This is a genomic window from Anaerobacillus sp. ABA4_114 (assembly GCF_056159065.1).
Genome location: NZ_JBSWUM010000001.1, coordinates 1707317 through 1720909, shown reverse-complemented (window position 1 = coordinate 1720909; position 13593 = coordinate 1707317). Strand labels below are relative to the sequence as shown.

Sequence of the window (13593 nt, the reverse complement as noted above, 5' to 3'; positions counted from 1 at the left end):
ACCAAAAAATTCCCTACCTGAATGATAGGGAATTTCTATCGCAATATCAACTATTTAAATCCAACCACGGAAGCGAGACGCTTCAGCCATTTTTCGAACACCGACCATATATGCTGAAAGCCTCATGTTTACACGTCTAGTTTCAGAAGTTCTATAGATCGAGTTGAATGCGTTTACCATAACCTTTTCAAGCTTTGCCTCAACTTCTTCTTCGGTCCAATAGTAACCCTGGTTATTCTGTACCCATTCGAAGTAAGATACCGTTACTCCACCAGAACTAGCAAGAACATCTGGTACTAGTAAGATGTCCCTTTCGGTTAAGATCTTAGTCGCCTCAATCGTTGTCGGTCCATTTGCAGCCTCAACGACGATGCTCGCTTTGATCTGATGGGCATTCTCTTCTGTGATCTGATTTTCAATCGCTGCAGGAACTAGAATATCACAGTCAAGTTCTAGAAGCTCTTTATTACTAATCGTTTCTTTAAAGAGTTTCGTTACTGTTCCAAAGCTGTCGCGACGATCTAATAAGTAATCGATATCAAGGCCTTCTGGATCGTGAAGCGCTCCATATGCATCTGAAATACCAACGATCTTTGCGCCAGCATCATGCATAAACTTCGCAAGGAAACTACCTGCGTTACCAAATCCTTGAATGACGACGCGAGCTCCTTCGATCTTAATGCCTTTCTTCTTAGCTGCTTCGCGTATGCAGATCGTTACACCTTTTGCTGTAGCTGATTCACGCCCATGCGAACCACCGAGCACAAGCGGTTTACCTGTGATAAAGCCAGGAGAATCAAACTCACGAATACGGCTGTACTCATCCATCATCCAGGCCATGATCTGTGAATTTGTAAACACGTCTGGAGCTGGGATATCTTTAGTAGGGCCAACGATTTGGCTGATTGCTCTTACGTATCCGCGACTTAACCTTTCAAGCTCTCTGAAAGACATTTCTCGAGGGTCGCAGATAATTCCGCCTTTTCCTCCACCATATGGTAAATCAACAATTCCTGCTTTAAGGCTCATCCAAACAGAAAGTGCTTTCACTTCAGTTTCCGTTACATCTGGATGAAAGCGAACCCCACCTTTAGTAGGACCAACCGAATCGTTGTGCTGAGCACGATATCCAGTAAAGATTTTTATTGATCCGTCATCCATTCGCACAGGGATACGGACTGTCATCAACCTCATAGGTTCTTTTAGAAGTTCAAAAACCTCTTTTGGATAGCCCAACTTATCAAGTGCTTCATTTATGACCGATTGCGTCGACTCTAATACATCCCTTTTCTTTTTGTTACCTTGTCCGTTATCTGTTTCGTTTTTGTCGACCATTACTTAACCTCCCATAACTATGCCCTTACTGTGGTGTCTTCATAAAAGATCCGATTAGGTGACCTTTGACCCATTTACATCTAACATTGTTCAGTTTTTTGGTTTCATTAATATCTAGAATACTCTAATGTCTTGCTTTCAAAACATAGTATACACGTTTAGGTATCCTATGAGAAGGTATTCCGTCCACATTTTATGCAATTTGTTTCACAAATTTGCAAACGCTTACTAGGTGGGCCCATATTGCTATTCGAAAAAAACCTCACAGTGATGTGTGAGGTTTTATATAGCAATTTACTTTTTCAACCCGAGTTGAAGCAGCTGTTCGATCATCTCTTCATACGAATAGCCAATTTCCTTAGCCGCATCAGGGTAAAGACTCGTAGGTGTCATGCCTGGCAATGTATTTACTTCAAGAAAAACGGGCTTAGAGCCATCTTTAGGGATAATGTAATCCACCCTTGAGTATGTTTCACAACCTAGCAATTCATGTGCAAGAACAGACTCCTCCTGAATCATCGTTGTATACTCTTCTGTAATACGTGCAGGAACGATATGTTCACTGCCACCCTCTGCGTATTTCGATTCATAATCATAATATGCGTTACGAGGTACGATCTCAACGACAGGCAATGCTCGCACATTACCTTTCTCACCTAAAACAGCAACTGTGACCTCTGTCCCAGAAATGAACTCCTCAAGGATAACCTTTGTATCAAAACGGAAGGCTTCATCGATTCCTCTTACCAACTCATCTTCTGAATGAGCGATCGTTAACCCTATTGTAGATCCTTCACTGTTAGGCTTTACAACAACAGGAAAATCAAATGGAAGGTCGAGGTTTTCATAGCTGTCGCCTCTCTCCAACACAAGGTCTTTAGCAAGTCGAATACTCGTATCGTTTAGTACTTTTTTACTTTTTGCTTTATCCATGGCTACAGCTGAACCGAGTACACCAGAACCAACATATGGGATCTCTAGCATATCGAGTAACCCTTGAATTCTTCCATCTTCACCAAATCTACCATGAAGGCCGATGAAAACCATTTCGACATCTAATTTTAAAATTTCGCTAATTTTATCTGGATGAAAATCAATTCCGATTACTTCATGACCATTATGTTCGAGTGCGGCTATGATTCCTTTCCCGCTCGATAGGGATACTTCTCTTTCGGCAGATGTTCCACCATATAGTACTGCAACTTTCATGATCAAATACCTCCTGGGCTACATTTATGTACATCATTATATTCGTTATTCACCTAATTGGAACTGTTAAAAACTTCTCTCATCATACCATGTTTTCTTGTAATGTGTGGCTGGTAATTCATCACCTCGAACAAAGAATTGGAAATCACGCCACCTGTTCCGTATACTTGCACTATCTTCAATAAGAAAGGATCTACCACTATGTCAAAGACAATTCTATTTGCATTCGCCCATCCTGATGATGAATCATTCACATGTGGGGGTACAATACTTGAGCTTTCTAAGCAGAAGGATACCAAAACAATTCTATATAGTGCTACTGCAGGTGATGCAGGGAAGTGTGGTGAACCTCCTTTGTGCACGCGTGACGACCTCGCAAACGTTCGTAGAAATGAACTACAAGAGGCGGCTGCTCATCTAGGGATCGATGAACTCGTTATCGATGACTATCCGGATGGAAAGTTAAGTGAACTTGCACCTCATACACTAAAAAACAGAATCATCACCCTACTAGACAATTATCAGCCTGACGCCGTCGTTACGTTCCCGCCACACGGGCTATCTGGGCACAGCGACCATACAGCGATACAGGAAGCATGTTTAGAAGCTGTTCAAGAATCACCAAACAGCGTAAAAGAACTATACTATGCTACGCTACCACAATCACTCGCAACTAAAACAGGAAACCCAGCGTTTGCTGATCCTGATGAAAACATCACGCTAATGAAATCCTTCACAGAGGAACATATGAAGAACGTACAGCTTGCTCTCCTTGCACATAAAACTCAGCACCTATCAGTGGAGCGAGTATTTCCATCTATCCACAATCAGAGTGGATTTACTAAATTTGAAAACAAAGAATACTTCATAAGAGCATGGGAGAGCGACTCAAAGACAGATCCCATTCTTTCATAGTTCATAAGAATAGCCTTCCGCGCGTTTTCTCCGGAAGGCTTATTTTTATTGAAAGTAGTGATTCAATTGTTTTACAGCTTCAGAGTGCATCAGTGTTTTTCCATATTCAATAACACGATAACTTGTGATTGTAGATGGATTACCGAATTCAGCTAATAGCGCGATGAGCGTATCTAACTCCATGTCACCGATTTCCTCTTCGTTAATCTTCAAATAGAATTGTTGTTGGTACGAATAAAGAATTCCACCTTCAACACCTACATCAAGTAAACGTTTCGAAAGACCGATCACATCTTCGAACGTATTAAATTCATAAAATACTTCATCGCTTTCATCAAGCGTAACCTGCATTTCGATGTATTCATCGTTGTAATCATCTTCAAAATCAGTTTCTTTTGAGCCTTTTGTAACGATTACGACCATACCTTGAGCAGGCAATGAAAACACTTCAACTGCGATAGGGCCATCTACTTTAAAGCCTAGTTCATCGTCTGCTTCCATAATCATTTCTCTGAATAACTTATGGACCTTTGGCACGTCCTGCCATAATTCTTCTTTCGTTATTCCTCGCTCGTTCAAATCGTCATAAGTGAGAAATATCTTAATTTTGTCGTATGTTAAACGTTCAAGACGCATCTAATTCCCCCCTACCGTCTGTCACCAGCATATCCTTTAACATAATATATGTGATATTACATAGATGGTTCTTGCTTGACGATATTCTTATAGTTTACACCGTATTGGGAATGTTAGACAAGTCCTGTACTTCCTATACTAAATTGAAAGTTTATGAAGCTTGTGTTTTATCCATACATCCCATTCATCTTTATTCTTTCCAACGAAATAGTGATCATAAGCTTGTCTCTTTTCTCCATGTAGATGTAGAAGTGCTCCTCCTCCAACACCGATTGTTAAATCCGGGAACTTATTATCGAGCCGATCGATCAAGTTCAAACATTTAGGTAGATTTGACATGAGGGTGCAGGATAAGAACAATATACTAGGTGCAGTGTCTTCCACTACGATTTCAATGTCTTTTTCAGGAATGCTAGGACCTAAGTAAATTACTTCAAAGCCTTTCCTTCTAAGGTATAACGTAAAGATCAAAAGTCCTAATTCATGGTACTCATCTGTTGAACACACCGCCATAACCTTAGGAAGGTATCCATCGATCGGCAAGGTATGAAAAATCATGCCTATTCTCGATCGTAAAAATGCAGTAGCGAAATGTTCATGTGCAACTGTAATCTTTTCGTTTTCCCATAGTTCTCCTACTCGAACTTGAAGCTGCCCTAGGATATCTTGGACAACTTTATCGATACTAAAAAGTGAAAAGGCTTGATTTAACAATTCCTGCGCTTTGTTTTCTTCAAATGCAAGCAAGGCTTCCAAAATATCATCTGACAACACGTGAGCACGATCTCGACTTAACTCTGAAGCATCCGAGTGTGGCTCTGTATTTCCATCCTCAAGCAATTCTACTGCTTGACTAATCGTAAAGCCTTGTTCTGTCTTTTGGACTAACCATTTCAAAACCGATAAATGCTCATCTGAATAGAGGCGATGACCAGCATCATTTCTTATAGGAGAAATAATATTGTACCGTCTCTCCCATGCTCTTAACGTTCCAGGTTGTATACCTAGTTTTTTAGAGACTGCTTTAATATTATATTTACCATCCGACATAGCCCTCTACTCCTCTACTATTCATTCATCATACTCAGTATAAGGGATGGATGATGTTTGTGTAAACTTTGTATAAGTTATTTCCTTTTTAATGTAAAAACGTGTGACTCAGCAGGTGCCATCAGTCTTAAGGGAAGTGTGGTGGTACCGTATCCGTTACTGATCACAACAGTCGTTTCTCCAACTTGTTTTATTCCGCCTTTTTCACGTAATCCCCATCCTAAAAGTCTAATCTGACCACCATGCGTATGACCTGAAAGTAAAAGCTTAATATCTGAATCATTTGTAAGCTCATGTTTGATATCAGGGTTATGACTGATTAAAATCTTCATCGGTGCTTTCGCTTTTGAACAAGCTTCTTGAAGAGAGTGGTTGTGTGTCGAGAGGTCGTCGATGCCTACTAGACTTATTTCATCTTCATTTTTCGTGATGGTTTCAGATGTGTTTTTTAAAATCGTAATATTACTTTTAACAAGTATCCGTTCTAGACGATCTGGATCTTCTTCGTAATCATTGTTCCCCCAAACGAAATAACATGGAGCAACCTTCCTTAGATCTTCTAAATTTTCCTGTACCTTTTCAAAAGAGACGCCCTTTTCCATCACATCTCCTCCGATGACAACAATATCTACTACTCCCTTAACCTCATCGATGATGTTTTCCGAAATCCTGCGGTTATGTAAATCTGATATGAAGAAGATGGTGAAGGACTCGAACTCATCAGGCAGCCCTTCAAGGAAAAGTTCTTTTCTCACAACCCTATTTAAATGTGCTTCAATCCACATATAGATCAACAGCAGCACAGAGGCTGCTGCAAAGAATAAGACCACCATCATATTTCAACGCCCCTCCTAAATTTCTTAGCTGCCCTTGCTGCTTCAATGTTGGCAGATAATACACCGTACATTGTAGCCATGATAAGAGAAGCAATTGATAACCAAACGTTTTTTTCAAACAATACCCAGTACATTGCTGACAATAAACCAAATTCCAAAAGAACTGCTCCTATTCGTGCCTTTATACCCTGAGAAATTACGTTTTCAAGTTGATTTCGAATAATACTTGCAACTGCTAAGAAACCGAATAAGAAACAAAGCGCACCAGCACCGTAACGAAAACTATTCAACATCAAGTCTGTAAACGTAATGGACTTAAATACAAGCGTTTCTTCTGCAATATACAGTAAACCAAATGATGATAGTAAACGCAAAAAAGAAAGCAGCATAGAAAAAACCTCCCCCTCTATATCTATGATAGAGAAGGAGGTATTATAAATTTTATCTTACATTTCTTTAATATCTAATACTTTAAATCCGTTTTGCTCAAGTTTTGTAATGAACTGATCGATATTTTCATTCTTCTCAATCTTCATCACGATTCGTCTAACGTTCTGATTTGTTTCATCAAACGTCGATAAAGAAATAATGTTCTCATGAAAGCTTTTCGCGATTTTAGCAAGTCTTGCAATCCTACCTTCCGTTTCAGAAGAAGCGAATGCAATCCTAACACCGGTCTTTCTCATCCCGAAGGCACTTTGGAATTGATCCAATATATCTGCTCTTGTGATAATCCCGATGCACTGCTCTTTTTCATCCACGACAGCAACCAAAGGAGCATCGTTTACGAGCAATAGCGTCGTCTCGAAAACTGCCTCTTTATCTACCGTTACATCTTTTTGATAAGCGATATCTCCTGCTTTTGTTTCTTTTAAAAACTGAACTTTATCAGTCATATCGCTTTTAAAAAACGATTTATAAATTCTGTTAAAGGTTACGATCCCTTCATACCTTCCGTCTTGAATGACTGGTACGCCATCGATCTGACTCTTCTTGAGTCGCTCCAGTGTTTCTTCAAGACTCGTGTCATAATTCACAGAAATTGTTTCTCTTAGCGATTTCATAGCACTTCTTACAAACACGACTATCACCTCTTCTATAAGTTACTTCCCCCATATAATTAATACCATACTACCAATACAATGTCCTCCTTATCTACCATTAATTCAAAAATGGGTTGTACACTCGTAAAAATGGGCGATATCGTTTCTTGAAAATTCAGTCTTTTTAAGGTAAGATATTATCAAAGTAGACTTCTAAAGGACGTATATCAAACTAACGGAGATGATGGACCTATGATAAACAAACTGAAAACACAATCTTTGTTGGGTAACGATGACCTTGATTTCAACCGTCGACTCGGGATGCCTGTCGAAGTGTTCTGTCCAAAGATCAAGGATACTGTGGCATTTGGCAAAATCGAAATGTTCGATGAAAGCGCGTTACTTATCAATGGAAACTGTTTTCAAATCGAACAGTATTTATTTTTTGGCTGCCCAGAACATCGATAAGAGTTACTTGTAGAATAAATTAATATCGTATTCTTCTTTCATGTAAGAGAAGACATCATGACGCTTCTCCCATTGAGCTTCACTTTTCCATAGCTCCTCACTACGATCGATTACCTCTAGCCGCAACGAATCAAGCTCATCTTCCGCTTTCTTTAACTTCTTGGTCACTCTTTTTAACCGATAATAGACGAACCCGTTAAGGAGAAACATTAAAACGATGAAAGGTGCTTTGGACAACGAAAAAGCCTCCCAAAGAATCGAACTACTCACCTGTAGCTGGTATACTAAGAACCCACCACTCACAACCAATAAGATCATGAGTGCATAGCTATAAAACTCTGATTTAGCTTTATACTGCCTCTCTTCTCTTTTTCTATCGACCAGTTCACTCAATAACACAAGCGTCACATCAGATTGAGGTTGTGGGAGATTCCACTGCTTTAGAGCATCCATGGTTGTCCTCCTTTTTTGAAACTAGTTTATGCTTGAAACTGAGAACATAATACCATCGATGCTCCAACTTAAAATGATGGTTTAAGAATAAATCGAATACAGGAGAAAAATCGCAACCATCGATATAAAAAGCAGTGCTAAAATACGAACGAGCGTAAGAGAAGGCGTTGTTTCTTCTCTTTTTTTATTTGATCTCCCTTTCTTCTTGGCTTTATGCTTATGATATTCCTTTCTAGATGGTAAAGGGTTCTCTTTTTTCATTAAACTCACCTTTCAAGATGTGATCATTTTGGGGTTCGATATTTAATTAAACACCCCATAATGAAATCGATTAAGAAGTGCGCAGTAATCGTAACAGCTATGTTACCTGTTATCTCATATATGATTCCTAATAGAAAACTTATCCCCACAACAAGACTAAATAACACCGGCTTAGTCAAGTATCTCACATGGATGATTGCAAACAATAGACTTGCAATCACCAAGCCGAAATGTGTTTGAATCACACCACGGAACATTACTTCCTCGCTGATCGAAATTAGTAACGAAAGTATGAAAATATGGAAGATCGATCTGTTCTTAAAGATGCGCTCATTAATGCCTCCATCATCGAATGCAGACTCTGGTAACAGCCTCATAAGAGCAATATCGATCAAGATGACAACTAACGCTACCCCGCCGCCGTACAAAACCATATCTGCCCATACTAGCTCGACTATTCGATCGAGAAACCACCCTTCTCGAAACAAAAAATAACCTACTATCCAAGAGATAAGTAATAAGGAAAGCTGCGTTAAATAAACATTTAAAAGTAATTCTCGATCAGAGAGGGCTTTGACAACTTCTGCTTGTTTATTCCTCACCCTTCTCCTCCACCCTCAGCATAAATTGTAACTCTTTATCCCAATCTATAGCGGTCACTTCTTTTAGAGTAGAGTCTCTCTGGTTCATATAAACCTCTTCGATTAGGCCACAGTGGTCACAACATTGATCGATTTTAGGAACATTTTCATCGAAACGCTCTAAAAGCCCTTTGCGCCGACACTGGTTATCATAAAGCCATTTTTTAAAGTCGATCCACTTTAACAGTTTTCGTTTTCTTAACCTTTCTACCTCATTTGAAAGGTCTTCCAAAAGGCTTTGATAATGGAATGTATTAACGATACCGTTCAATAAGATCCCTTTTTGATGCAGGTGATGAATAATGAAGCGCCATGCTGTTTCAGATAGCTTGTACCGAATGCCTTCTTTTTCATAGTCGAGTGAGATGTGTTCGCCAGCTCGTACACGCAATTCTTCTAGTAACATACTGATTTGCTGACGTTCAGGTAATTCTGTTTCAATAAACGAAATCGGTAACCGCTCATCAGCTTCAGTAAAAAGTTGAATAGCGATCGCGGGTTCTTGATCTCTACCAGCCCGACCAATTTCTTGTAAGTAGCTTTCAGTGTTCGAAGGTGGATGAAAATGAACGACGTATCTCACGTTGCTCTTATTGATTCCCATACCAAATGCATTTGTACTACAAATTAGTGAAAGTTCATCATTAATAAACTGCTGCTGAATAAGCAGACGAGATTCTGAGTCAAGACCAGCATGGTATGCAGCGACACCCTGAACACCTGATTCTGACAGTTTGATACTGACCTGTTCAGCTATCGCACGACTAGAGAAATAAATAATGCCTGGTCCTTGAAGTGTTTTTCCATATTCTAAGACCGAATTCATCTTAGAATCAAGAGTCGCATGTCTTTCTAATTTAATCGCAATATTTGGACGATCGACCGAATTGATATGTAGCGTAGGATCGACCATATTTAATTGAGCGATAATATCTTTTCGAACATCTTCTGTAGCGGTAGCCGTTAATGCTAGAAGAGGCGGTTGACCGAGCTCTGCTCTAACATCACCTAGCTTTAAGTAATCGGTTCTAAAATCATGTCCCCATTGGGAAATGCAATGTGCCTCGTCTACTACCATCAAAGAAAACCGAACCTTTTTTAACGTTCGTTTTACATTATTGTTTTGTAATATCTCTGGTGATGCAAAGATAAACGTGTATGACGATAAATTTTGCAGAGCGGTCAACCTTTTTTCGAAATCGAGAAAACTATTCAACGCAAGAACGCGTTTCTCCCCTTTCGTTTTTAATTGCTGAACCTGATCCTCCATGAGGGAAACTAGTGGAGAAACAACTAGGACTGGGGAATGACCTAAGTATGCAGGGAGCTGATAACAAAGTGATTTCCCTGCACCTGTAGGGAGCATCGCAAAGACATCTTTACCTTCCAAAACATCCCGAATGATTTCCTCTTGCCCCATTCGAAATTCTTCATAACCAAATTTATCAATTAACGTCCTCGTTAAATTCATTAAACCCCTACTTTACACAGTGTTAACCTAATTTCGAAATATCCATACCGATTCTCTAGGTGATCACGTATTGTTTTTAGCCGATGACTGTTGGTCGATCTGCTTGCCCTCAAAATTTCCTCCTGCGCTCGTTTAGAGACGAAAGGGTCGATCGAAAATGCTTCAACATTGATTGCAATCTCGACAATGTGGTCTTCTATCGTACTTTTCTTTAGTCTTCTGATCTCCATAATCTGTTGAAAGGACAATCCCTTCTGCAACATAGTGTACGTAGTACGAGTAGAAGCAGTTAAAGGGACTGGCAATGTTTTATTTTCTATAAAAGAAGTTATGATCGGATAAGATTTTGCATCATTTCGAGCATGCGTAATACATGCATGAATCACCCCATAAAAGACGATTATCCCTTCTTCAAATGAAAGATCAAGTGATGCACAGCTTTGTTCTACTGTTAATCCAGTCCTATGAAATCCGCTCAATCGAAGGACAAAGAAACGCGCATGATTCTCAGGCAATGCTTCTAACACTTGTCGAAGCTCTCGATAAAGCTGCTGAGCTGTTCTTTTCCTTTTCTCTAAACTTGCTGGAAAATGCGTTCTAACCCACTTCTGTGCTTGTTCTTCACGTATTACTGGGTAAAAATTCATTGAACGATTTACAGAATGTGATAGAGCCTGCATGTACAAACTAATACGGTTCCAAAAGTCGTCTGAAACCTGGTGGTACTTCCACCCATTCAAATACTGAGGAAAAGAATGTTCTTTAAGAAATTCGTTAAGAACGTCTTGTCCTTTTTCATTGACCTTGTATGTATGTCGATCGATCTGTTCAAGTAAGCCGTCATCATAGAGCGTTGAAACGGTTTCCTCAATTTGACCACGAGCTAAATTCTTTTGCATACCAAATAAAAAAGATAAACCGAATAATTTCGCATCCTGAATTGTTTGAGATGACTTCTTCCCTTTCAACAAGTGGTAGGCACCTGAGATCGTCCTTTCACCTTTCATCTGATGTAAGACGAATAAGAGAAGTCCGTCTAAATATCTTATCATTGAATCACCCTGTTTCTTTCTACTTCTATTGTATCAAAATTTTCGTCCTGTTTAGTGAATTTCAAATCGGGTAACCTTTTAGTAAGCATAGTGAAGGATTTAGCTATTGAAAAGTCAAGGCATCACCTTTACAATAAAGTTATCAAAACATTCATTTGATGAATATTGTAGTGATGACAGACATATAGAAGTATTGAATAGGAGGTTAATACATGGCTAAGTATACTATTGTAGATAAAGATACTTGTATTGCTTGCGGTGCATGCGGCGCAGCTGCACCAGATATTTACGATTATGATGATGAAGGAATCGCTTTTGTAACGCTCGATGATAATGAAGGTATCGTAGAAATTCCTGAGGTGTTACACGAAGACATGATGGACGCGTTTGAAGGTTGCCCTACTGATTCCATCAAAATTGCTGAAGAGTCTTTTGATGGCGATCCATTGAAATTCGAATAGTACTACGAATCTCCGATATGATTATCGGAGATTTTTTTATGGTGATTTTTCAGGATATCAAATTGACACTTTAGTGCTTTCGTGGTAAAAAGTAATGTATTATCTTTTCTAAATATTATAACAAAGAAGAGAAAAAAGGAGTGGAGATTGTTGGCACATGTGCTAGTTACTGATTCTATTCAAGAGGATGGCTTACTACCATTACTAAATGACGATTCGATTCAATGTGATATAGGTTCGATTCAAAATTATGAGGAACACCTTTCAAAGTACGAAGCGCTTTTAGTTAGGAGCGCTACTAAAGTAACATCAGACCTCCTCGACAAGATGCCTAATTTAAAGATCGTCGCTAGAGCTGGAGTTGGGATCGACAACATCGATATAGAAGAAGCAACGAAGCGAGGCGTTATTGTTGTAAACGCTCCAGATGGTAATACAATCTCAACAACAGAGCATACTTTTGCTATGATGGCTTCTCTTGCCAGAAACATTCCTCAAGGAACAAATAGTTTAAAAAACGGAAAGTGGATGAGGAAACAATACGTCGGTACAGAATTAAATCGTAAAACACTCGGTATTATTGGATTAGGAAGAATCGGTACAGAGTTATCAAGGAGAGCGAGAGCATTCGGAATGCAGGTAATGGTATTCGATCCTTTTTTAACAAATGATCGTGCGGATAAGTTAGATGTGGCTTCAGTTGATATCGATGAGCTACTCGAACAGTCTGACTTCATTACTGTTCATACGCCTCTTACCGAAAACACACGAGGATTGATCAATGGGGAAACACTAGCGAAAACAAAAAAAGGTGTTTTTCTAATCAACTGCGCAAGAGGTGGAATCATTGATGAGGATTCACTCATCCCTTATCTTGACTCTGGACATATCGGCGGCGTCGCACTAGACGTATTTGAATCCGAACCTCCACGTGAGGATCACCCTCTTCTTAAATATGACCAGGTGATTGTTACCCCTCATCTAGGTGCTTCTACGAAAGAAGCTCAACTGAATGTAGCCGCACAAGTTGCGGATGAAGTACAACTGTATTTGAGCGGCAAACCAATTCGAAATACAATCAATCTACCTGCTTTCTCAAACGAAGAATATGAAAAGATTAAACCATACTACGAATTAACTCGTAAGATGGGAAGCATTCTTTCACAATGCATGAAAACAGCAGTTAACGTCGTAGATGTCACCTACGCTGGAACGTTAACAGAATTAGATACAGCGATCTTAACAAGAAGTTTAATGGCTTCATTCTTACGATATAGACTAGATACGACAGTAAACGAAGTGAATGCTCCTTCAATTGCAAAAGAACGCGGAATCACATACGGAGAAAAACATACATCTGAGACTCACGGATACTCCAATCTAATATCAGTGACGGTCGAAGGAGACAAAGGTTCTTTTTCCTTACAAGGAACGTACATCAAAGAATACGGCGAGAGGATCACCCAATTAAACGGATTCGACATCGACTTTCATCCACAAGGACACTTATTATATATTCAGCATAATGACAGACCAGGCGTTATCGGTAACGTTGGAAAAGTGTTAGGGGAACATGAAGTAAATATCGCTACGATGCAAGTAGGAAGAAAAGTGGCAGGTGGGGAAGCAATCATGATGCTATCATTTGATGAAGCACTCCCTGCCCATATCGAATCAACGATCAGTAGCGTACAAGACATTGTAAAGGTGGAGCAAATTAAAGGCGTGTAATAAAAAAGACCAAGAGCAGCTGCTCTTGGTC

Annotated in this window: 16 protein-coding genes; 4 read left to right on the top strand and 12 right to left on the bottom strand. The window is 39.4% G+C overall.

Annotated elements, in window-relative coordinates:
- Positions 1 to 54: 54 nt before the first annotated feature.
- Complete coding sequence (locus tag ACXAEY_RS08650; protein ID WP_270179082.1) at positions 55 to 1335, bottom strand: Glu/Leu/Phe/Val family dehydrogenase; 1281 nt, start codon at positions 1333 to 1335, stop codon at positions 55 to 57.
- Between the two features lie 294 nt (positions 1336 to 1629).
- A complete protein-coding gene (locus ACXAEY_RS08645; RefSeq protein ID WP_474811373.1) occupies positions 1630 to 2544 on the bottom strand; it encodes a D-alanine--D-alanine ligase in 915 nt (304 codons plus the stop codon).
- Between the two features lie 201 nt (positions 2545 to 2745).
- Between ACXAEY_RS08645 and ACXAEY_RS08640 the strand changes: the two genes are divergently transcribed.
- On the top strand, positions 2746 to 3459 hold the full coding sequence (locus ACXAEY_RS08640) for a PIG-L deacetylase family protein (protein ID WP_474811371.1): 714 nt from the start codon (positions 2746 to 2748) through the stop codon (positions 3457 to 3459).
- Positions 3460 to 3504: 45 nt separating this feature from the next.
- Here the strand turns inward: ACXAEY_RS08640 and ACXAEY_RS08635 are convergent, their stop codons facing one another.
- From ACXAEY_RS08635 to ACXAEY_RS08615, 5 genes are all read right to left on the bottom strand, one after another.
- Positions 3505 to 4095 (bottom strand): genetic competence negative regulator, encoded by a 591-nt coding sequence (locus tag ACXAEY_RS08635; protein WP_270179085.1) that lies wholly within the window; start codon positions 4093 to 4095, stop codon positions 3505 to 3507.
- 138 nt (positions 4096 to 4233) lie between these two features.
- Positions 4234 to 5145 (bottom strand): MerR family transcriptional regulator, encoded by a 912-nt coding sequence (locus ACXAEY_RS08630; protein WP_474811369.1) that lies wholly within the window; start codon positions 5143 to 5145, stop codon positions 4234 to 4236.
- A gap of 77 nt (positions 5146 to 5222) precedes the next feature.
- Positions 5223 to 5981, bottom strand: coding sequence for a metallophosphoesterase (locus tag ACXAEY_RS08625; RefSeq protein ID WP_474811367.1), 759 nt, complete (start codon positions 5979 to 5981; stop codon positions 5223 to 5225).
- Positions 5978 to 6370 carry a hypothetical protein gene (locus ACXAEY_RS08620; protein WP_474811364.1) on the bottom strand — a complete coding sequence of 131 codons (393 nt, stop codon included), beginning with the start codon at positions 6368 to 6370 and terminating at the stop codon, positions 5978 to 5980. The genes ACXAEY_RS08625 and ACXAEY_RS08620 overlap by 4 nt, the downstream gene beginning before the upstream one ends.
- Before the next feature lie 57 nt (positions 6371 to 6427).
- Positions 6428 to 7063, bottom strand: coding sequence for a CBS domain-containing protein (locus tag ACXAEY_RS08615; protein WP_270179089.1), 636 nt, complete (start codon positions 7061 to 7063; stop codon positions 6428 to 6430).
- Positions 7064 to 7276: 213 nt separating this feature from the next.
- Here ACXAEY_RS08615 and ACXAEY_RS08610 point away from each other — a divergent pair, with 213 nt between their 5' ends.
- A complete protein-coding gene (locus ACXAEY_RS08610) occupies positions 7277 to 7492 on the top strand; it encodes a hypothetical protein (protein WP_270179090.1) in 216 nt (71 codons plus the stop codon).
- A 3-nt stretch (positions 7493 to 7495) separates the two neighbouring features.
- Here the strand turns inward: ACXAEY_RS08610 and ACXAEY_RS08605 are convergent, their stop codons facing one another.
- The 5 genes from ACXAEY_RS08605 to ACXAEY_RS08585 form a co-directional block, all read right to left on the bottom strand.
- Positions 7496 to 7945 carry a DUF2663 family protein gene (locus tag ACXAEY_RS08605; RefSeq protein WP_474811362.1) on the bottom strand — a complete coding sequence of 150 codons (450 nt, stop codon included), beginning with the start codon at positions 7943 to 7945 and terminating at the stop codon, positions 7496 to 7498.
- 81 nt (positions 7946 to 8026) lie between these two features.
- Positions 8027 to 8206 (bottom strand): hypothetical protein, encoded by a 180-nt coding sequence (locus ACXAEY_RS08600; protein ID WP_270179092.1) that lies wholly within the window; start codon positions 8204 to 8206, stop codon positions 8027 to 8029.
- A 23-nt stretch (positions 8207 to 8229) separates the two neighbouring features.
- Complete coding sequence (locus tag ACXAEY_RS08595; protein WP_270179093.1) at positions 8230 to 8808, bottom strand: CPBP family intramembrane glutamic endopeptidase; 579 nt, start codon at positions 8806 to 8808, stop codon at positions 8230 to 8232.
- A complete protein-coding gene (locus ACXAEY_RS08590) occupies positions 8798 to 10318 on the bottom strand; it encodes a RecQ family ATP-dependent DNA helicase (RefSeq protein WP_474811359.1) in 1521 nt (506 codons plus the stop codon). The genes ACXAEY_RS08595 and ACXAEY_RS08590 overlap by 11 nt, the downstream gene beginning before the upstream one ends.
- A complete protein-coding gene (locus ACXAEY_RS08585; RefSeq protein WP_474811357.1) occupies positions 10318 to 11370 on the bottom strand; it encodes a YpbB family protein in 1053 nt (350 codons plus the stop codon). Before ACXAEY_RS08585 ends, ACXAEY_RS08590 begins: the two co-directional genes overlap by 1 nt.
- A 212-nt stretch (positions 11371 to 11582) precedes the next feature.
- Between ACXAEY_RS08585 and ACXAEY_RS08580 the strand changes: the two genes are divergently transcribed.
- Both ACXAEY_RS08580 and serA read left to right on the top strand, forming a co-directional pair.
- Entirely contained in the window at positions 11583 to 11831 is a 249-nt protein-coding gene (locus ACXAEY_RS08580; protein WP_270179096.1) for a ferredoxin, read from the top strand.
- A gap of 150 nt (positions 11832 to 11981) precedes the next feature.
- Positions 11982 to 13562 carry a phosphoglycerate dehydrogenase gene (gene serA, locus ACXAEY_RS08575; RefSeq protein WP_474811354.1) on the top strand — a complete coding sequence of 527 codons (1581 nt, stop codon included), beginning with the start codon at positions 11982 to 11984 and terminating at the stop codon, positions 13560 to 13562.
- Positions 13563 to 13593 lie beyond the last annotated feature (31 nt).